At 65.3% G+C, this 19,893-nt stretch carries 17 protein-coding genes; 11 read left to right on the top strand and 6 right to left on the bottom strand.

Annotation, left to right across the window (positions count from 1 at the left end; all coding sequences use genetic code 11):
- Nucleotides 1-28: 28 nt before the first annotated feature.
- On the bottom strand, nucleotides 29-1,267 hold the full coding sequence (locus tag ABB26_RS03220; protein WP_057632137.1) for an efflux RND transporter periplasmic adaptor subunit: 1,239 nt from the start codon (nucleotides 1,265-1,267) through the stop codon (nucleotides 29-31).
- A gap of 343 nt (nucleotides 1,268-1,610) precedes the next feature.
- Here ABB26_RS03220 and ABB26_RS03225 point away from each other — a divergent pair, with 343 nt between their 5' ends.
- Nucleotides 1,611-2,930, top strand: coding sequence for an amidohydrolase (locus tag ABB26_RS03225; RefSeq protein WP_057632138.1), 1,320 nt, complete (start codon nucleotides 1,611-1,613; stop codon nucleotides 2,928-2,930).
- A 125-nt stretch (nucleotides 2,931-3,055) separates the two neighbouring features.
- On the opposite strand, the gene scpC is transcribed toward ABB26_RS03225, so the two are convergent.
- Complete coding sequence (scpC, locus tag ABB26_RS03230) at nucleotides 3,056-4,570, bottom strand: succinyl-CoA:acetate CoA-transferase ScpC (protein WP_057632139.1); 1,515 nt, start codon at nucleotides 4,568-4,570, stop codon at nucleotides 3,056-3,058.
- A gap of 284 nt (nucleotides 4,571-4,854) precedes the next feature.
- Between scpC and glnE the strand changes: the two genes are divergently transcribed.
- Nucleotides 4,855-7,701: a bifunctional [glutamate--ammonia ligase]-adenylyl-L-tyrosine phosphorylase/[glutamate--ammonia-ligase] adenylyltransferase gene (gene glnE / locus ABB26_RS03235; protein ID WP_057632140.1), complete on the top strand. Its 2,847-nt coding sequence runs from the start codon at nucleotides 4,855-4,857 to the stop codon at nucleotides 7,699-7,701.
- Nucleotides 7,702-7,744: 43 nt separating this feature from the next.
- Here the strand turns inward: glnE and ABB26_RS03240 are convergent, their stop codons facing one another.
- The 4 genes from ABB26_RS03240 to ABB26_RS03255 form a co-directional block, all read right to left on the bottom strand.
- Entirely contained in the window at nucleotides 7,745-8,296 is a 552-nt protein-coding gene (locus ABB26_RS03240; protein WP_211261935.1) for a queuosine precursor transporter, read from the bottom strand.
- A gap of 465 nt (nucleotides 8,297-8,761) precedes the next feature.
- Nucleotides 8,762-9,298 (bottom strand): hypothetical protein, encoded by a 537-nt coding sequence (locus tag ABB26_RS03245; protein WP_057632142.1) that lies wholly within the window; start codon nucleotides 9,296-9,298, stop codon nucleotides 8,762-8,764.
- A gap of 13 nt (nucleotides 9,299-9,311) precedes the next feature.
- Entirely contained in the window at nucleotides 9,312-10,166 is an 855-nt protein-coding gene (locus tag ABB26_RS03250) for a DUF2145 domain-containing protein (protein ID WP_425477236.1), read from the bottom strand.
- A gap of 182 nt (nucleotides 10,167-10,348) precedes the next feature.
- The gene (locus ABB26_RS03255; RefSeq protein ID WP_057632144.1) at nucleotides 10,349-11,320 is read right to left on the bottom strand and encodes a mitochondrial fission ELM1 family protein; all 972 of its coding nucleotides are present in this window, start codon (nucleotides 11,318-11,320) and stop codon (nucleotides 10,349-10,351) included.
- A gap of 133 nt (nucleotides 11,321-11,453) precedes the next feature.
- On the opposite strand from ABB26_RS03255, the gene ABB26_RS03260 reads away from it, so the two are divergent.
- The 9 genes from ABB26_RS03260 (at nucleotide 11,454) to ABB26_RS03300 (ending at nucleotide 19,792) form a co-directional block, all read left to right on the top strand.
- On the top strand, nucleotides 11,454-12,044 hold the full coding sequence (locus ABB26_RS03260) for a malonic semialdehyde reductase (RefSeq protein ID WP_057632145.1): 591 nt from the start codon (nucleotides 11,454-11,456) through the stop codon (nucleotides 12,042-12,044).
- Between the two features lie 91 nt (nucleotides 12,045-12,135).
- The gene (locus ABB26_RS03265) at nucleotides 12,136-12,846 is read left to right on the top strand and encodes a YceI family protein (protein ID WP_083490662.1); all 711 of its coding nucleotides are present in this window, start codon (nucleotides 12,136-12,138) and stop codon (nucleotides 12,844-12,846) included.
- Between the two features lie 147 nt (nucleotides 12,847-12,993).
- On the top strand, nucleotides 12,994-13,809 hold the full coding sequence (gene queF, locus ABB26_RS03270; RefSeq protein ID WP_057632146.1) for an NADPH-dependent 7-cyano-7-deazaguanine reductase QueF: 816 nt from the start codon (nucleotides 12,994-12,996) through the stop codon (nucleotides 13,807-13,809).
- Between the two features lie 104 nt (nucleotides 13,810-13,913).
- Nucleotides 13,914-14,213 carry a LysM peptidoglycan-binding domain-containing protein gene (locus ABB26_RS03275; protein WP_057632147.1) on the top strand — a complete coding sequence of 100 codons (300 nt, stop codon included), beginning with the start codon at nucleotides 13,914-13,916 and terminating at the stop codon, nucleotides 14,211-14,213.
- Between the two features lie 50 nt (nucleotides 14,214-14,263).
- Nucleotides 14,264-14,740 carry a hypothetical protein gene (locus ABB26_RS03280; RefSeq protein WP_057632148.1) on the top strand — a complete coding sequence of 159 codons (477 nt, stop codon included), beginning with the start codon at nucleotides 14,264-14,266 and terminating at the stop codon, nucleotides 14,738-14,740.
- A 491-nt stretch (nucleotides 14,741-15,231) separates the two neighbouring features.
- Nucleotides 15,232-17,463: an NADP-dependent isocitrate dehydrogenase gene (locus tag ABB26_RS03285; RefSeq protein WP_057632149.1), complete on the top strand. Its 2,232-nt coding sequence runs from the start codon at nucleotides 15,232-15,234 to the stop codon at nucleotides 17,461-17,463.
- Nucleotides 17,464-17,866: 403 nt separating this feature from the next.
- Nucleotides 17,867-18,841, top strand: coding sequence for a hypothetical protein (locus ABB26_RS03290; protein WP_057632150.1), 975 nt, complete (start codon nucleotides 17,867-17,869; stop codon nucleotides 18,839-18,841).
- Nucleotides 18,838-19,386: a GTP-binding protein gene (locus ABB26_RS03295; RefSeq protein WP_057632151.1), complete on the top strand. Its 549-nt coding sequence runs from the start codon at nucleotides 18,838-18,840 to the stop codon at nucleotides 19,384-19,386. The genes ABB26_RS03290 and ABB26_RS03295 overlap by 4 nt, the downstream gene beginning before the upstream one ends.
- Complete coding sequence (locus ABB26_RS03300) at nucleotides 19,379-19,792, top strand: roadblock/LC7 domain-containing protein (RefSeq protein WP_057632152.1); 414 nt, start codon at nucleotides 19,379-19,381, stop codon at nucleotides 19,790-19,792. The genes ABB26_RS03295 and ABB26_RS03300 overlap by 8 nt, the downstream gene beginning before the upstream one ends.
- Nucleotides 19,793-19,893 lie beyond the last annotated feature (101 nt).

Below are 19,893 nucleotides of genomic sequence, written 5' to 3' on the forward strand. Positions count from 1 at the left end.
GGAAGAGGGCGGGGTGGCGTGCGGCGCGTCAGCGCGGCGGGCCACTCCGTCCACCACGGCCCTTCTGGCTGGCCGCCTTGAGCTGATCTTCAGTGGGTTCCGGCGGCGCCTGGCCCGGTGCCAGCTGGGTGACCTTGCTGCCTTCCTTGAGCCGGAACTGGCCTTCGGTGACCACCTTGTCGCCCGCCTGCAGGCCCTTGCTGATGACCACGTGGCTGTCGTCGACCTGACCGCCCTGCACCACATCGCGCAGGGTGACCGTGCTGTCGGGTTTGATCAGGTAGACGAAATCACTGGAGCTGCTGCGTTGCACGGCTTCGGCCGGCACTACCACCGCGTCGGGCAGCTCGTTGAGCTGCATGCGCACGTTGACGAACTGGCCCGGCCACAACGCGCTTTGGGCATTGGGGAACTCGGCGCGCAGGCGGAAGGTGCCGCTGTTGCTGCTGATCTGGTTGTCCACCACCTGCAGCTTGCCGTCGGCATTGACCACCGCACCGCCTTCACGGTCGAGCGTGGAGGTCTGCAGCGGGCCTTCCTGCTGCGCGGTGCGCACGGCATCGAGCTGCTGCTCGGGCAGGTTGAACATCACATAGACCGGCTGCAGCTGGGTCACGGTGACGATCTGGGTGCCGGCACTGACCACGTTGCCCGGGTCCACCGCGCGGATGCCGGTGACGCCGCTGATCGGCGAGAGGATGCGGGTGTAGTCCAGCTGCACCTTGGCCTGGTCGGCCGAGGCCTGCGAGGCAGCCACGGCGGCCTGGTACTGCGCCACCTGGTTGCGCAACGTGGTCAGGTCGGTCTGGGCGACGAACTGGCGGTACTCCGGTGAATTGGAGCGCTCGAAGTTGGACTGCGCGGTTGCCAGCAGGGCCTGGTTCTGGCGCTTGCTGGCGACAGCCTGATCGTACTGGGCCTGGAAGGTGCGTGGATCAATCTGCGCCAGCAAGTCGCCTTTCTTGACCGGCTGGCCTTCGCGGAAATTCACGCTCAGCAGCTCTCCGCCCACCTGCGGGCTCACCGCCACGGTGTTGTAGGCGGCCACGGTGCCCTGGGCGGTCACGTAGACCGGCACGTTCTTGCGCTCGGCGGTGACCACGGTGACCGGCACCGGGGCGCTGTCCCGGCCGTCGCCACTGCCCTGTCCCATGCCTGCTTCCGCGGCCGGTGCCTTCTGCTTGCCGCCGCCCATCACCCGGTAGCCGATACCGACCACGAGCAGCACTGCGATGACCAGCAGCACAATCTTCCAGAAACGCGACATGCGAAAACTCCTGAGGAACCGGTAGGGGAAGTGGAACGGCGAAGCTACAGAGGATACCGCTGGGGTGTGCCGGACTGGTTCGTGACCGATGGGCCACGCGTTCAGACCGCGATAAGTGATGAACGTTCCACGGCGGGATTGGTTGACGTGGGTTTAGTGGGGTTCGGGAGAGGGGAAAGGTGCCCGTGGTGCCGAGCCATGCTCGGCAGAGGCGTTGCCGGCAATGCTCCAGCGGAGCATGGCTTTGCTCTACCGCCAGCAGTCGCAGGCATCCCCCTGACATCCGCTCCGCTCCCAACTGGCCTACAGTCAACGCATCACCCCGTCCCAAGGAGAGTTGCCGATGGCCCGCAAGACCGTGTTGTTGTCCGCGCTGTTATGCGCGCTGTCACCGTTGGTTGCCCACGCAGACGTAGCGCAGCGCCCGGAAGTGGCCGCTGCCGCCAAGCGCCTGCAACAGCAGGTGGTGGACTGGCGCCGTGACTTCCATGCGCACCCGGAGCTGTCCAACCGCGAGGAGCGCACCGCCGCCAAGGTCGCCGAGCGACTGCGCGCGATGGGCCTGCAGCCGCAGACCGGCGTGGCCGTGCATGGCGTCGTGGCGATCATCAAGGGCGGCTTGCCCGGCCCGAAGATCGCCCTGCGCGCGGACATGGACGCGCTGCCGGTCACCGAACAAACGGGGCTGCCGTTCGCCTCCAAGGTCAAGGCCGAGTATCGCGGCGAGCAGGTGGGGGTGATGCATGCCTGCGGTCACGACGCCCACACCGCCACCCTGCTGGGCGTGGCCGATGCGCTGGTGGCGATGCGCGACACGCTGCCCGGCGAAGTCATGCTGATCTTCCAGCCGGCCGAGGAAGGCGCGCCGCCGCCGGAGCAGGGCGGCGCCGACCTGATGCTCAAGGAAGGCCTGTTCAAGGACTTCAAGCCCGAGGCGGTGTTCGGCCTGCATGTGTTCTCCAGCGTCCAGGCCGGGCAGATCGCAGTGCGCGGTGGCCCGCTGATGGCGGCCTCGGATCGTTTCTCGATCACCGTCAATGGCCGCCAGACCCATGGCTCGGCACCGTGGAACGGCATCGATCCGATTGTCGCGGCGTCGGACCTGATCGGCACCGCGCAGACCATCGTCAGCCGCCGCACCAACCTGTCCAAGCAGCCGGCTGTGGTCACCTTCGGCGCGATCAAGGGTGGCATCCGTTACAACATCATTCCCGACTCGGTGGAGATGGTCGGCACCATCCGCACCTTCGATCCGGACATGCGCCAGCAGATCTTCGCCGACCTGCGCAACGTTGCCGAACACACCGCCGCCGCGCACGGTGCCACCGCCACCACGGACATCTATGAGAAGGATGGCAACCCGGCCACGGTCAACAACCCGGCGCTGACCGCACGCATGCTGCCCAGCCTGCAGGCAGTGGTGGGCAGCAGCAACGTCTATGAGCCGCCGCTGCAGATGGGTTCGGAGGATTTCTCGTTGTATGCGTTGCAGGTGCCGTCGATGTTCTTCTTCGTCGGTTCCACCTCGGAGGGCATCGATCCGGCTACCGCGCCGAGCAACCACTCGCCCAAATTCCTGCTCGATGAAAAGGCGCTGGACGTGGGCCTGCGCGCGCTGTTGCAGGTGTCGTTGGATTACCTGCACGGCGGCACTCAGCAATAACGTCAACGCCGAGTCATGCTCGGCACAAGCGCTGTCGACGACGCCACAGTACGTACGGCTGCGCTCTGCAGCAACAAAAAACCCGGCAATCATGCCGGGTTTTCTGTTTGCAGCGTTCCGGCGTTTTAGGCCTTCATGCTGCCGGTGTCGATGTAGCGCTGGTGCCAGGACAAGGCTTCCGGCAACAGGTGCGGCGTGTGCTTGCCATAGCTGTCGCGGCATGCGCGGTCGAAGTAGTCGTTGAGCTGGTCGCGGAAATCCGGGTGCGCGCAGTTGTCGATCACGACGCGTGCGCGGGCACGCGGCGGCAGGCCGCGTAGATCGGCTAGGCCCTGCTCGGTGACGATGATCGCCACGTCGTGTTCGGTGTGATCCACGTGGCTGACCATCGGCACGATCGAGGAGATGGCGCCGTTCTTGGCGGTGGACGGGCTCAGGAAGGTGGACAGGAAACCGTTGCGGGTGAAGTCACCCGAACCGCCGATGCCGTTCATGATGCGGCTGCCCATCACGTGCGTGGAATTGACGTTGCCGTAGAGGTCCACTTCCAGCATGCCGTTCATGCCGATGCAGCCCAGGCGACGCACCAGCTCCGGATGATTGGAGATCTCCTGGGTGCGCATGATGATGCGCTCGCGGTAGAACGCGATGTCGCGCTTGAACGTCTCGTTGGCCTCCGGGCTCAGCGCGAAACCGGTGCACGAGGCGTACTCCAGCACGCCGGACTTGAGCAGATCCAGCATGCCGTCCTGGATCACTTCGGTGAAGGAGGTCAGCCCGCGCAGGCCGCTTTCGGCCAGACCGGCAAGCACCGCATTTGGAATGTTGCCCACGCCCGACTGCAGCGGCAGCAGGTTCGGCGGCAGGCGGCCCTTGCCGATTTCATGCTTGAAGAACTCGATCAGATGGCCGGCGATGAGCTTGCTTTCATCGTCGATCGGCTTGAACGGGCTGTTGCGGTCCGGGCCATTGGTGCGCACCACCGCAACGATCTTGTCCGGATCGACGTTGAGCGTGGTCTGGCCAATGCGGTCGTTGGCATGGATCAGCGGGATCGGCTTGCGGTGCGGCGGCAAGGCGGTGCCGTAGTAGATGTCGTGCATGCCCTCGATGCCTTCGGGCTGCCACTCATTGACCTCGATGATCACCTTCTTGGCAAGGTCGAGCCAGGTCTTGTTGTTGCCCACCGACGTGGACGGCACCAGCGCGCCATCTTCGCGGATGGCCGACACCTCGATCACCGCGGTGTCGATGTCGCCGTAAAAACCGAACCAGACGTGCTGCGCGACGTGGGAAAGGTGGATGTCGATGTAATCCAGCTTGCCTTCGTTGATGCGCTTGCGTGCATCCGGGTCACTCTGGAACGGCATGCGCATCGCGATGCCGTCGGCCTTGGCCAACGCGCCATCCAGCTCCGGTGCGGTGGAGGCACCGGTCAGCAACTTGATCTGGAATGGCAAGCCCTGTTCATGCACCTGCTCGATGCGCTGCGCCAGCGCCAGCGGCACCGCCTTGGGATAGCCGGAACCGGTGAAACCGCTCATGGCGACGGTTTCGCCCGGCTGGATGAAAGCTGCCGCTTGTTCGGCGGAAACGATGCGGTCGCGCAGGCGCGGGTCCAGGATGCGTTCGACAGACATGACGACCAGGAATTCTTGTGGGGATGGCCGATTATCGCGGATCACCGTGAACACGGGTGTTCTACCTTGGTGGGATGGTCTTTGCTGATCAGGGGCTCTTGTACCGGCAAGTACTGTTTTGCACTGCAGCGTGCAAGTTGTTCGCGCACCCCGCAGGATCGCCCTGCATCCCGACGTGGGGGAGGGAGCAAAGCCCGCTGACAGTTCGCTGTCAGCGGGCTTTTTTAATGCCCGTTCGCCGGACATGGCGACCGCGGCCATGGCCAGATGCCAGAATCGGCAGCATGAATCTGCCCGCCCCCGCCTTTCCTGAATCTGTCGCGCCGGTCGTCGACCGGGCCATTGCCCGCCTCAAGTTGGCCGTGCCGGACCCGGCACACTGGCCGCAGACCCCCGATTTCGAGGCAGGCCTGCGTCAGCTGGCCGTGACCAGCGATTTCGCCATCGACACCCTGTGCCGGCAGCCGGAGCTGCTGGCATTGCTGGGCCAGCCGGACCCGGCTCCGGTAACTGCGCCTGAGCTCGACCCGCTGCAGCCCAGCGCCTGGCCGACCCAACTGCGCCGCTATCGCGCGGCGGCCTCCACCCGGCTGATCTGGCGCGACCTCAGTGGCGCCGACGACGTCGATGCGACCCTGGCCGGGGCCACGGCGCTGGCCGAGGACTGCCTGCAGCTGGCGTTGGTCGCGCTGGAGCAGGAATTCGCCAGTCGCCACGGCGTGGTGCGTGATGCCGAAGGCGAAGCCCAGCGGCTGGTGGTGTTTGGACTGGGCAAGCTGGGCGGCGGCGAGCTGAACTTCTCCTCCGACATCGACCTGGTCTACGCCTACCCGAACGGTGGCGGCTTTCAACAACCGGATGGCTGGTCCTCCGACGGCGCCCGCCCGTTGGCCGCGGAGGAGTACTTCGCCCGGCTCGGCCAGCGCCTGGCGCGGCTGCTCGATGAAACCACCGCCGAAGGCTTCTGCCACCGCGTCGATCTGCGCCTGCGCCCGTTCGGTACGGCCGGGCGGGTGGCGCTGTCCTTCGCCGGCATGGACCAGTACTTCCAGCGCGAGGGCCGCGACTGGGAGCGCTATGCGTGGATCAAGGCGCGCGCCGTGGCGGGCGACATCACCGCCGGTGAAGCGTGGCTGGAGACCTTGCGGCCGTTCGTCTACCGCCGCTACCTGGATTTCACCGCGCTGGACGGCCTGCGCGAGATGAAGGCGGCCATCACTGCCGAGGTCGCCCGCAAGGACCGGCTGGACGACATCAAGCGTGGCCCCGGTGGTATCCGCGAGATCGAATTCCTTGCACAGGCCTTGCAGCTGATCCGCGGCGGCCGCGAGGCTGCGCTGCGCGAACGCCGCCTGCTGCCGGCGCTGCGCGCGCTGGTCGAGGCCGGGCAGATGGCTGCCACCGATGGTGATGACCTGACCACCGCCTATCGTTTCCTGCGCCGGGTGGAAAACCGCCTGCAGATGCTGCGTGACGCGCAGACCCACTGCCTGCCGACCGATCCGCTGGATCGCGCACGCATCGCACTGGGCCTGGGCTACACCGACTGGGATGCGCTGCTGCATGCCCTCGATGAGCAGCGCCACCGCGTGAGCACTGAATTCGGTGCGCTGCTGGCGCCCCGGCAGGGCCAGGCCGCCCCCGACGCGTTGGCCAGTTACTGGCGCGGGCTGCCAGCCAGCGGCAATGCCGAGGTGCTGGCCGAGGCCGGGTTCGCCGACGCCAACGGTGCCGACCAGGCGCTGCGGGAGTTTGCCCAGTCGCTGGGCGTGAAGTCGCTGTCGGACAACGCCCGTGCGCGGCTGGACCGGGTGCTGCCGGCCCTGCTGCTGGCCGCCACCCGCTCACCGCAACCGGACGCGGCGCTGCGCCGGGTGCTGGGGCTGCTGCAGGCGATCCTGCGCCGCACCAGCTACCTTGCCCTGCTCGACGAACAACCCAGCGCGCTTACCCGTCTGGTCAACGTGCTGGCGCGCAGTGCGCTGTTGTCCGAACGGCTGGTCGCGTTCCCGTTGCTGCTGGACGAGCTGCTGGACACGCGTGTGGCCGGGCCCATGCCTGAAGCGCAGGAAATGCACGACGCCTGTGCCACCGCGCTGGCCATCGATGATCCGGAAGTGGCGCTGCGCGCGCTCAACGAAGTGCGTCTGGCGCTGAGTTTCCGCATGGCGTTGGCCTTCCACGACGGTCGCCAACGTGCGGTGGACTGCACCCAGCAACTTGCCCAGCTCGCCGACGCGGTGGTGGTGACCGTGCTTGAAATGGCGCGTGCGGACATGGTCCGCGCGCATGGCGAAGTCGCTGGGGGACGTTTTGCAATCATCGGCTACGGCAGCCTGGGCGGATTGGAACTGGGCTTCGGTTCCGACCTGGATCTGGTGTTCCTGTACGCACATCCGCCCGAAGCCGAGGCCAGCGATGGCCCGCGGCCGCTGGAAAGCGGCCGCTGGTTCGCGCGCCTGGCGCAGAAGGTGATGGCATTGCTGGCGGCGGTCACTGCTGCCGGTCGCCTGTACGACATCGACGTGCGCCTGCGCCCGGATGGCGGCAAGGGCGCGCTGGTGTCGTCGCTGGCCAGTTACACCGAATACCAGCGTGAGCGCGCCTGGACCTGGGAACACCAGGCGCTGGTGCGCGCACGCGGCGTGGCCGGTGATCCGTCGTTGCTGGCCGATTTCGAGCAGGTACGCACCGCCACCCTGGGCCGCGAACGCGATCACGACACGCTGTTTGGCGACGTATTGAAGATGCGTGCCCGCATGCGCGCCGAGCTGGACCGCAGCGATGCGGCGCGGCTGGATCTCAAGCAGGGTGCCGGTGGTCTGGTTGACCTGGAGTTCGTGCTGCAGACCGGTGTGCTGGCTGGCGCCTCGCGGAACCCGGCACTGTCCGAGCCTCGCGAAACACCGCGGCTGATCGCCGCACTGACAGCCTCGGGTTGGCTGCCCAACGACACCGCGATCGCACTGCACGACGCACATGCCACGCTGCTGGATGCCGGACTGTCCTGCACGTTGGACCGACGCGCGCGCATGGCCGTACCGACGCCGGAGATCGAAGCGGCCTGCGCGGCGATCACCGCGGCGGCCATCGCCAAGGAGTTGCCTTTTGAACCCGGCAAGCATGCCTAGCCGTCAGGGGAGCATCCCGCGCCGCAGGCGGCGCTGAGAAGGGTCAGCGCGCAGGCGCCATCTTCCACAACAGGGCGCGGAACGGTGCCAGCAGGCAGACACCGATGGCCAGCTTCACGGCCAGATCGCCCAGTGCCCAGCTGACCCATGGCAGTGACGAACCGGCGAAGGCGATGGACCAGAAAATCGCGGTGTCCACGGTGGCACTGCAGGTGGTGGCCACCATCGGCGCACGCCACCAGTTGCCAGCGCGCAGCCGGTCGAACACGGTGATGTCGAGCAGCTGCGCGACGATGAACGCCGAGCATGACGCCACCGCGATACGCGGTGTGGCGATCCAGATCGACAGCACCACCGCCACCGCGAAACCGGCCCAGGCCACGCGCCGCGCGGCTTGCGGGCCGAAACGACGGTTGATCAGATTGCTGACCAGGAACGCGATGGGATAACTGAAGGCACCCCAGGTCAGCCAGTCGTTGATCGGATACTGCACCAGCACGTTCGAGCCGAGCACGACGGCACCCATCGCCAGCACGGCGAGCAGCAGCGAGGTGGGGGTAAGCGGTGCGAAGCGAATGGACGGATGCGAAGACATGAATGGCATTGGCAGCACCGCAAGGCGCTACAGAAAAAGAGAGAAAGAAGGGCAGCCAAGCCGGAACCGGCAGGCGCGCAGGGCGAGATTGTACCTGTCCAAGCCCGCTGGGCATGTCAACGCGGGGGAACAGCGCGTTCCGTGAGCACCGTGATGTGGGCGCAATGCCCCCTGATCCGCCCTTTGGATACCTGTATCCGGTACATCTGTGCCTCACCCTTCGGGCGGCTTGGTCATGCAACCCGGCAGTCCTGCCAAGTTGTCGCCGCGCAGGCGGGAGCAGGGAGCAATGAGCTCTCTGCGATCTCAAAGCCCCTCTCCCCTAGCAGCAGAGGGATTGGGGAGAGGGGGGCGTGCGAAGTCTCATGGACAAACCGCAGTGAGGGCTTCCGCCCCGAATCCTCATCAGCCCTGCGGGCACCTTCTCCCCGGGGAAGAAGGGAGCAATCAGCCTCGCGGGTGATCTCACAACGTCGAGGTACGGCTCTCGTCGATTGCCTCGGCCGTCGGCACGAACGTCAGCACCGCGCCGTCCTCGGCGCGCAGCATCCAGCCTGCACCCTGCGGGCTGGGCGTGAAGGCCACGGTCTGGCCCACAACGAAGTTCGCTGCCGGATTGTCCTCACGCTGCGGCCACTGCAGCTGGGCGGTGTTCTCGGCATTGGCCGGATCTTCCAGCGCCACGCTGCGGCCACCTTCGGCGGTATTGCTGATCGACTTCACCTGCATGTCCGGCAGCGGGCCAGCGCTGATCCGGCGCCGCTTGTCGTCCCGGCGCTCGGTCGATGCCTTGGAGGCATCGACGGTCTTGCCCACGCCGGCCGCCGACAGGAACAACGGGCCGGAGACCACCATGGCGACGCTTGCGCTGGTCACCAGTACCGAAATTTCCGAACCATTGAGGTTGCCTTCGCCGGCGTGCGCATCGCGTGGCGCCAGGGACACGCCAAGACAGGCGGTGAGCGCCAGTGCCAGGGCGCCGTGGTGGAGGAACTGTTTCATGGTCTGACTCCTTTCATTGAACAGGGGGTTGCACGCCCGTAGCTGCGACTGCGGGTACCGGCGTTTGATGGGGAATGGACAGCTCACGCTCCAGTGCACCACTGCGATGCAGGAAATCGAATACCGACTCCACCGTCACCACTGAATAGTTGCCGGAAATGCGCTCACTGGCGGGGTGGTCGGTAACGGCCACGTTGTCGGCGAAGAAGCGTGCACCCAGCCGTTTGCCGATGCCGATATGCATGCGGGTAGGCGTGTAACCCTGCTGCTTGAGCCAATCCAGCGCGGCGGTGCGGTTCGCCAGCGCAGTGCCACCGGCCGACTGCACCATCGCAGCGGCAGCGACTTCCAGTATCCATTGGTTGGAGTTCTGGTATTCGGTGCTGCCCGGGTAGGCGAGCATGCTGTAGCGCGGCTCGTGCAGGGCGCGGGCCTGCGTCGCGGCGCCATTGAGCATGGTTTTCAACGCGCCGCGCACCGCCGGGGTGGGAATGCCCACGCGCAGGTCGGTGGTGATCGAGCTTTCACCTACCAGGTTCACCAGGCCCTCGCGGTACAGGTCCGATGCATCGGTCTTGCAGCGGTTGAGCAGGTGCACCACGTCCCAGCCGCCCTGGTCATTGCGGACCAGGAACGCGAGGTGGCTGTGACGCAGGCCGTATCTGCTCAGGTCCTGGCCACCGCGCGCAGCGATGGCCACATCCACGTCGGGCAGGGCATCGAGCGTATCGGCGGTGATGGCGGCCATGTCGAACATTGCTGCAACGGTGGTCGGCGGTGGATACCGCGGCGCACACACCGGTTGCGCGAAGGCGGGCATCGCCAAGGACAGTAGTGCGGTGAGCAGTAGTGTTTTGCGGCGTTTCATCGGCGCGCATCCTTGCATGGAGATGGAAAGGAATCGTTAGGTAGAGGGCTTCGGCCTTTGCTATTGCCCTTGTTCTTGTTCCGCGCCTGGTTCTGTTTCCGCTTCTGTGCCGTCACTTCCATTCATGCGGGAATGACGGTCCGGCAGACAACCAGGGAACGCTCCCTGGCCGCGCTTTGTCCCTACAGCCCCAAGCGCAGCTTGACCTCGGCGGCAATGCGCTCGGTTTCGCGCAGTGGCTCGATGGCCTGCGACGGACCGGCATCCAACACCGCCAGCCCATCAAGCAGTCGACCACGCGCCCGCAGCGCGGCCTGGAAATGCGCCATCCGGGCCTGCGCGCGCTGACCCAGCAACACACCGACCGGCACCCGCGTGGCGCAGGCTTCGGACAACAGGTTCACGGAGTCGGGGGTGCAGATGATGCGGTCCGCCCAACCGAGCAGCCCCGCATAGGGATTGGAGCCGTCACCGCCATCACTCCAGATCACACCCGGCACATCATCAAAGGCACGCAGCAGTGCCTCGGTGACCGGGCGCGGGGTGCGTCGCGAGGTGGTGGCCAGCACACTGCCGCCGTCGGCACGGATGCGCGCGGCCAGTTGTCGCAGCAACACCTGCATGTCCTGCTCCTGCCACGGGGCGTGGTCGGTGGGGCCGCCCACCAGCAGGGCGGTGCGTGGCCCCGGCAGTTGTTCGAAACTGGAGAATGCCGCGCGGCCCAGGGCCAGCCAGTCGTCGCTGACCGGATTCAAGCTGCCCAGCAAGCTGAGCACGTTGTCGCCGCGCAGGCGGTCGTGTTCGGGCACAACCAGCAGGTCCCAGTAACGGGCGCCGATACGCGGGTCGAGGATCTGTACCGTGCGGGTGCCGCGCTGCCCCAGCAACCGCAATGCCCCGGCGGCCTGGCGGCCGCAGCCGATGGCCAGGCCCGGCGGGCTGCCGGCCAACTGCGCGAAAGCCTGGCCAAACCCCTGCGTCGCACCCGGGATCAAGCGCGGCGTCAGCCAGCGCCACGGTGCCCGGGGCTGCAACTGCAGGCGCTGCTGGCCGCCCAGACGCAGCGCAGAAGCCAACGCCACGGCCTGCCGCACATTGCCGGCGCGGCCGTCAGTGATCGTCCAGGGAAGCGTCGATCGTTTCGCGTATGGCATTAATTCGTTTCAAAAAGTCTGGGTGTTGCAACAGTCGCTGGCGCCTACACTGCGCTCTGCACTTTGGCGCCGCCATTGTCCGGGGCTTCCCGAGGGAATGCCACGACCGTAGCCCACTCATCACGGAGTTTCCATGTCCGACATCTTCACCGATGCCGCGCTTGACCAGCTGTTCCGCACCGCCCGTACCCAGAATTCGTTCCAGGATCGCCCGGTCGAGGACAGCCAGTTGCGCGCGTTGTACGACCTGCTGAAGTGGGCCCCGACCTCGGCCAACTCGAGCCCGGCCCGCTTTGTGTTCGTCAAATCGGCTGACGCCAAGCAGAAGCTGGCACCGGCGCTGTCAGAAGGCAATCTGGCCAAGACCCTGGCTGCACCGGTCACGGTGATCGTTGCGTTCGACCAGGATTTCCACGAGAAGCTGCCGTACCTGTTCCCGCATACCGACGCCAAGTCGTGGTTCGACGGTCCGCGCGAAAGCCGCCACGAGGCTGCCTTCCGCAATGGCACCCTGCAGGGCGCCTATCTGATCCTCGCCGCACGCACGCTGGGTCTGGATGCCGGCCCGATGTCGGGTTTCGATGCGGCCAAGGTGGATGAAGCGTTCTTTGCCGGCACCGCCATCAAGTCCAATTTCCTCGTCAATCTGGGCTATGGCGATCCTGCTGGTGTTTTCCCGCGTCTGCCGCGTCTGTCCTTCGACGAAGCCGCGCGCATCGCGTAAGTGCTCCAACCGGCGCCGTCCATCACATTGGCCGAAGCCGGTTCCATTGAAACTGCCTGTGTTTCCCTTCCGAATTCTCAAGGAGAGTCCCATGTCCAATCTGTCCAAGTTGCTGCTCCCGCTGGCGCTGGCCGCCGCCATCACCGCCTGCTCCAAGCCGGCCGACCAGGCTGCTGCCCCGGCCGCCGCTCCGGCTGAAACTGCTGCTCCGGCCGAAGCCGCTGCGGCTGCCCCGGCCGCGCCGGAAGCGGCCGCCATCCAGGTCGCTGCCGGCACCTACAAGCTCGACCCGACCCACACCGACGTGCTGGTGCAGTGGAACCACCTGGGCTTCTCCAACCCGACCGCCCACTTCGGCAACGCTGACGGCACCCTGGTGTACGACGCTGCCGACGTGACCAAGTCGACCGTGGAAGTGACCCTGCCGCTGTCCGGCCTGAACAGCTTCACCGCGAAGTTCGACGAGCACCTGCGCAGCGCCGATTTCTTCGACGCCGCCAAGTTCCCGACCGCCACGTTCAAGAGCACCAAGGTGGAAGCGGCCGGTACCAACAAGCTCACCGTCACCGGTGACCTGACCGTCAAGGGCGTCACCAAGCCGGTTGTGCTGGACGTGACCATCAACGGTGCCGGTGAGCACCCGATGATGAAGGTGCCGTCGGTGGGCTTTGACGCCACCACCACCTTCAAGCGCAGCGAGTTCGGCATTGGCGCCTACGCTCCGAACGTCAGCGATGACGTCAAGGTGCGCATCACCACCGAAGCCACCATCCCGAAGGCAGAAGAAGCCAAGGCCGAGTAATCGCCCTGGCCGGCAACCGCCGGCAACGCCTGTAACAAACAAAGGCCCGCCAGCAAAGGCGGGCCTTTGCGTTGCCGCGCCGGGGGAGGGCGGATCGCCGCATCCCATAAATCCGGCGCTCAACAATGCCCACTTACAATGGCGCCAATGAATACCCCACAAGACTCCAGCCTCGGCCGCGAGGTCGACTACCCGCGCCAGTACGACGCCAGCCTGCTCTTCCCGATTCCCCGTGCCGCCGCGCGCGCCGAGATCGGGCTGTCCGGCGATGCCTTGCCCTTTGAGGGTGAAGACCGCTGGCATGCCTACGAAGTGGGCTGGCTGGATGCGCGCGGCAAGCCCTGCGTGGAAACCGCCACCTTGTGGGTGCCGGGCAGCTCGCCGAACCTGGTCGAGTCCAAGTCGCTCAAGCTGTACCTGAATTCGCTCAACAGCGCCCGCTTCAACCGTGCCGAAGCGGTGCGCGAGCGCATCGCCACTGATCTGTCCGCCTGCGCCGGGGCCGATGTACGGGTCGAGTTCGGCCTGCCAGCGTTTGCCAACGCCCCGGGCGAGACCATCGACCACCTGGACGTGGACATCGACTGCTACGGCCCGCCACGCGAGGCATATCTGACCGCCAATGCCGACGAGGTGGTCAGCGAGACCCTGACCTCGGCGCTGCTCAAGTCCAACTGCCCGGTGACCGGCCAGCCGGACTGGGCCAGCGTCAGCATCCGCTACCACGGCCCGCGTATCGATCGCGAAGGGCTGCTGCGTTATCTGATCAGCTACCGCGACCATGCCGAGTTCCACGAACAATGCGTGGAGCGCATCTTCCTGGAAGTCATGCGCCGCTGTGCTCCGGCCTGGCTGGACGTGGAAGCGCGCTATACCCGCCGTGGTGGTCTGGACATCAACCCGCGCCGTTTCACCCCGGGACATGCCGGCCCGATGGCCGCAATCCGCGACCTGCGTCAATAAACCCAACTGAAGCTGTCTCCGCACGCTGGCTTTACGCCAGCGCGATGAATCCTTAACAGGCGACGTGCAATCGTGGTCGCCAGTCAAGAAGCGGAGTGGCTTGGATGGGTACCGATAAGAAGGCCGATTTTTCCGACGTCAGTTCCACTGTTTCAAGCACCGAGCAGGTCGTGCAGAAGGCGGATTTCTCCGATGTGAGCGCGACGGTGACCAGCACCGAACAGATCGTGGGCGAGCAGCAGTACACGGTGCAGAAAGACGACAACCTTTCCAAGATCGCCAAGCATCTGCTGGGTGATGCGAATGCGTGGAAGAAGATCTTCGACGCCAACCGTGACGTCCTCGACAACCCGGACAAGATCAAACCCGGCCAAGTCCTGAAGATTCCGCCGCGCCAAGGCTGAGGCCCTGCGCCGTTGTGCCGTTAATTCCCAAACCCGTTTCGGAGCAATCCATGAAGAAGACTTCGCTCAGCAGTGCCCTGATGATCGCCGTGGTCGGTACCGTCGCTTTGGTTGGTTGCAAGAAGAAAGAAGCCGAAGTCGTTCCGCCGCCTGCAGCAAGCACGCCGGCACCGGCTCCCATGGTGGAGGCCGCACCGGCCGCCGTCAGCGTCACCTCGGTGACGGTGGGTAATACCGTTGGCGCCGATCAGTCGGTGGCGCCGGTAGCGATCCTGGGTGCCAAGGACAAGATCGTTGTTTCGGTCAAGACCAGCGGCACCGCCAGCAACGTCAATGTGGCTGCCAAGCTGACCTATCAGGATGGCCAGGTGGCCGGTGAGCAGAACGCATCACTCAACACCACCGATGCCGGCACCACCAACATCGAGTTCACCAAACCCAGCGGCTGGCCGGCCGGCAAGTACACCGCCGAGGTTACTGTCGATGGCAAGGCGGCTGGCATGCCGCAGCAGTTCGAGGTGAAGTGAGGCACGGCGTTCGCCGACGACTCTCTCCCGTCGGCAAACGCGTGGGCGCAGCCAATCGGCTGCGCCTTTTTTGTTTCCGGGTGACCTGAAGGCAGAGCCGTGCTTCGCGGGGTTCCTGTGGCGAATCACAGCCCACGAGCAGGGGCCGGGTACGCGCCGCAACGGGTGGGTTCGGCCCCGATTGCGCAGCAACGGGGTCTGTCCTGCGACAGGTACATCGGTTGCAGCTGAGACCAGCGTCCTGCTGCCGCTCGCCGGACAAGGCAGCACAAGGCCTGCGCACGATCACCGGGCGAAGGCAGGATTCATCCCTACGATTGCGTATGGCGTGCTTTTGCCCGACCCGGTTGAAAACGCGACAATGCAAAGGTTTCCCCACGGCGGTCGCCACGTCGGGGGCGGGTGCCTGCCCTCGCAGCGAAGCCCGCACCACGGCACGGTTCCCCCGTCCCATACGCAACGCATCCGTCAGCAAGAGAGTTCCTGCCCCCATGTCGAATACGCCGAAGATCATCTACACGCTCACCGACGAAGCTCCGTTCCTGGCCACCCAGTCGCTGCTGCCGATCATCGATGCCTATACCGCCACTGCCGGTATCAGCGTCGAAACCCGTGACATCTCGCTGTCCGGCCGCATCCTGTCGCAGTTCCCGGATTACCTGGAAGAAGGGCAGAAGATCAGCGACGACCTGGCCGAGCTGGGCGCGCTGGCTACCCAGCCGGAAGCCAACATCATCAAGCTGCCGAACGTCTCCGCGTCGGTGCCGCAGCTGAAAGCTGCGATCAAGGAACTGCAGGACCAGGGCTTCATCCTGCCGAACTACCCGGACGCGCCCACCGACGACGTCTCGCGCGACATCAAGGCGCGCTACGACAAGATCAAGGGCAGCGCGGTGAACCCGGTGCTGCGCGAAGGCAACTCCGACCGCCGCGCACCGCTGTCGGTGAAGAACTACGCTCGCAAGCACCCGCACCGCATGGGCGCGTGGAGCAGCGATTCCAAGTCGCACGTCGCGCACATGGACGGCGGTGATTTCTACGGCAGTGAAAAGTCGGCCACCATCGCCAATGCTGGCAGCCTGAAGATCGAGCTGGTCCAGAACGACGGCAAGACCGTCGTGCTGAAGGAAAAGACCGCCGTGAAGGTCGGTGAGATCGTCGATGCCTCGGTGATGAGCCGCAAGGCGCTGGCCAGCTTCATCGATGCGCAGGTGGCCGATGCCAAGGCGCAGGGCGTGCTGTTCTCGTTGCACTTGAAGGCGACGATGATGAAGGTCTCCGACCCGATCATGTTCGGCGTCGTGGTCGAGGAGTTCTACAAGGACGTGCTGGCCAAGCACGCCGCCGCGCTGAAGGAAGTGGGCTTTGATGCCAACAACGGCATCGGTGACCTGTACGCGCGTCTGCCGCAGCTGCCTGAAGCCACCCAGGAAGCCATCAAGGCCGACATCGCCGCCGAGTACGCCAAGCGTCCGGCCGTGGCCATGGTCAACTCGGACAAGGGCATCACCAACCTGCACGTGCCGTCGGACGTGATCGTCGACGCCTCGATGCCGGCGATGATCCGTGATTCCGGCAAGATGTGGAACGCCGAAGGCAAGCTGCAGGACACCAAGGCCGTCATTCCGGACCGTTGCTACGCCGGCGTTTACCAGGCCGTGATCGACGACTGCAAACTGCACGGTGCGTTCAACCCGTCCACCATGGGTTCGGTGCCGAACGTCGGCCTGATGGCACAGAAGGCCGAGGAATACGGTTCGCACGACAAGACCTTCCAGATCACCGCCGATGGCGTGGTCAAGGTGAGCGACGACGCCGGCAACGTGGTGTTCGAGCACAACGTGGAAGCCGGTGACATCTGGCGCATGTGCCAGACCAAGGATGCGCCGATCCAGGATTGGGTGAAGCTGGCCGTGTCCCGCGCGCGCCTGAGCAGCACCCCGGCCGTGTTCTGGTTGGACGCTGCCCGTGCCCACGATGCGCAGGTGATTGCCAAGGTCGAGGCCTACCTCAAGGACCACGACACCAACGGCCTGGACATCCGCATCCTGTCGCCGGTGGAAGCCACCGCCGTGTCGCTGGAGCGCATCCGCAAGGGCCAGGACACCATCTCGGTGACCGGCAACGTGCTGCGTGACTACCTCACCGACCTGTTCCCGATCCTGGAGCTGGGCACCAGCGCCAAGATGCTGTCGATCGTGCCGCTGATGGCCGGTGGTGGCCTGTTCGAGACCGGCGCCGGTGGTTCGGCTCCGAAGCACGTGCAGCAGTTTGTCGAAGAGGATTACCTGCGTTGGGATTCGCTGGGTGAGTTCCTGGCCCTGGCCGCGTCGCTGGAGCACCTGGGCCAGCGTTACGACAACAAGGCCGCTGCGGTGCTGGCCAACGCGCTGGACGAAGCCAATGGCAAGTTCCTGGACAACGACCGCTCGCCGGGCCGCAAGCTCGGCACCATCGACAACCGCGGCAGCCACTTCTACCTGGCCATGTACTGGGCGCAGGCGCTGGCCGAACAGAACGACGATGCCGCACTGAAGGCCAGGTTCGCACCGCTGGCCGAAGCGCTGACCAGCAACGAACAGAAGATCGTCGACGAGCTGGTCGCCGTGCAGGGCAAGGCCGTGGACATCGGCGGTTACTACCGCCCGGATGTGGCCAAGGCCAGCAATGCGATGCGTCCGAGTGCCACGCTCAACGCGGCCATTGCCAGCCTGAAGGGCTGATCGCGACAACCTGCCAGGCAGGCTTGCAGCAACAATGAAACCTGCGCCTTCATCGGCGCAGGTTTTTTTATGGAAAGAACGGCGAGAAATTTTCTGGCGGCGTTTGCAGTGGCGGCCAAGCGTAAGAGTTGCCTCCATCACTGCCAGCGTTGCAGTGGTAACCAACGCGCACTCATGCGCGTGACGCGGTCGCCGTTAGTCGCGCATTTTCACTTGCCCTGCACATCGATGCGGCGGTGAAGCGCGCGACATCACTACCCCTGGTGGGCAATGGATCACGCAGGCAATTACAGGCCGATTGAACTGTGTGTCCAATCACCCTTTCACATGCAGCATCTGGCATAGCCTGATCGAACAGACGCGGTACCGCTGGGATGCATCATCGTCGAGAGGGGAAAGGAGCATGACCAGGGTGCTGGTAGTGGGCTCGGACACCCGTGAGGAGCGCGCATTGCTTGGGCGATTGCTGCAGGTGGCGGGATTGCCACCGGAGGCGCTGCAACGCTGTGCCGATCTGGATCAATGCGACCTGCTGTTGGTGCGGGATACGCCCGCGCTGCGTAGCGCGGCGATGCACATGGCCAGTAAACGGCCCGCCATGCGTCTATGGATGCACGACGATGCAGGCGTCGTCCATGACGGTCGATCCAGTTCACCCTGTCATCTGGACGATGCGCAGATACAACGCGCGCTGGCCCCGTCACCACCACCGCCGGCTCCGGACAACGGCGAAGGTCTGTTCCTTGCCAACGGTGCCAAGCAGATGACCCGGCTGCTGCGGCAGCGGCTACAGGAACGGACGGGTTACGCCTTGTTGTCCGTGCGAAGCGAGCCCCTGTTGCTGATCGACTTCGAGCATGACCTCGCGGTGCCGTTGAATGCCGGCGCTTCGGCGGGATCGAATCTTGCGCGGCAGTTGGGCGATCTGTTCGATCTGCTGACATTGCAGGAGTTGTCGGCGCAGCGCTTCCAGACCCTGGCCGGCAGCATGTCGCGACAACCACTGCGGCCGCTGCTGTGGCAGATGGCACAACACAGCGACAACTGGACCGATTTTGAACGTCGCCTGCAACAGCATGCGCAGGTCAGCCTGCTGCGCTGGCCGGATTTCCGGGTGCTTGCACATCAGCACGATGGCTTCCGGTTGTGTTCGCTGCTGCTGAAAAAGCCCTGCAGCCTGCACGAGTGCACGCGCCTGCTGGAGCTGGACATCGATGCCACCCGCGCGTTCATGCGTTCGGCTTATCTGTGTGGCTATGCCGAGGTGAAAGTCCCCGAAGTGGCATCGGCGCCACCGCCGCCGACCCGGCAGGGAGCCAGTGCGTTGCTCGCACGCATGTGGCGCAGCGTCCGCAACCGCACAGGAAGCTTTGCATGATCGAACACAAGATTGTCGTGCTGGGCGCGATGGGCGCCGGCAAATCGACCCTGGTGCGTGCGGTGGCTGGCGGCACCGTCATCGACACCGACGTGCTCAATACCGACACCAGCTCGTCCAAGCTGGCCACCACCGTGGCGATGGACTATGGCGACGTGAACCTGCCCAACGGCGACCGGTTGCGTCTGTATGGCACGCCGGGGCAGGAGCGCTTTTCTTTCATCTGGCCGGTGCTGCTGCAGGGCGCGCGGGGCGTGGTGATCCTGGCCGATGCTTCCAGTCCCGATGTGGTGAACGAATTGGACTGCTACCTGCGGGTGCTGCGCGAGCATGCGCACAACGTACCTGCCGTGGTGGGGGTGTCCAAGTTCGACCTGACACCGGAGGTGGATCTGGATGGTTGCCAGATACGCGTGCAGGCCTTGGCCGGCCGGCCGTTGCCGGTGGTGCCTTTCGATGCCCGCTCCGAGGATGCGGTGATGATGTTGATGGATGTGCTGATGGGGGAAGTGGAAGCGGCCGCATTCGTGGAAGAGCATGTCTGAGACAGGGAGGAACACGGTGCTTGAGGACTGGGAAGTGACGTTGGTGGAGCGCAAGTTGCAGGAGTTCTCCGAATCCGTGGATGGCGTGAGCGCGGTGGTCATCGCCAGCGTGGACGGTTTCGCGCTGGCGCAGGCGGCCACGCAACCCTCCAGCGGCGAACGTCTGGCGGCCATGACCAGTGCGATGCTGGCGCTGGCCAGCGCCGTGGGAAGGGAGCTGTCGCTGGGGACGATGGACGTGTTGATGCTGGAAGCCAGCGAAGGCAAGGTGCTGATGCAGTCGGTGATCCTGCCGCGCGGCTCGCTGTTGCTGATGGCGGCCTGCGGGCAACGCAGCGTGATCGGCCATGTGCTGTGGAGCGCCCGCGAATGTGGCCGCAAGATACAGGCGGAACTGGCCGGGTAAATGGAATGGGGGAGTAGCTGCCCGACGACGGGCAACCTGCTTCCGCAACCCGGTCGACAGTCAGGTGCCAGCGAAGGCCGGACCGATCCGCGCATGCCGGG

This window comes from Stenotrophomonas humi, assembly GCF_001431415.1.
Classification (GTDB): Bacteria; Pseudomonadota; Gammaproteobacteria; order Xanthomonadales; family Xanthomonadaceae; genus Stenotrophomonas; species Stenotrophomonas humi.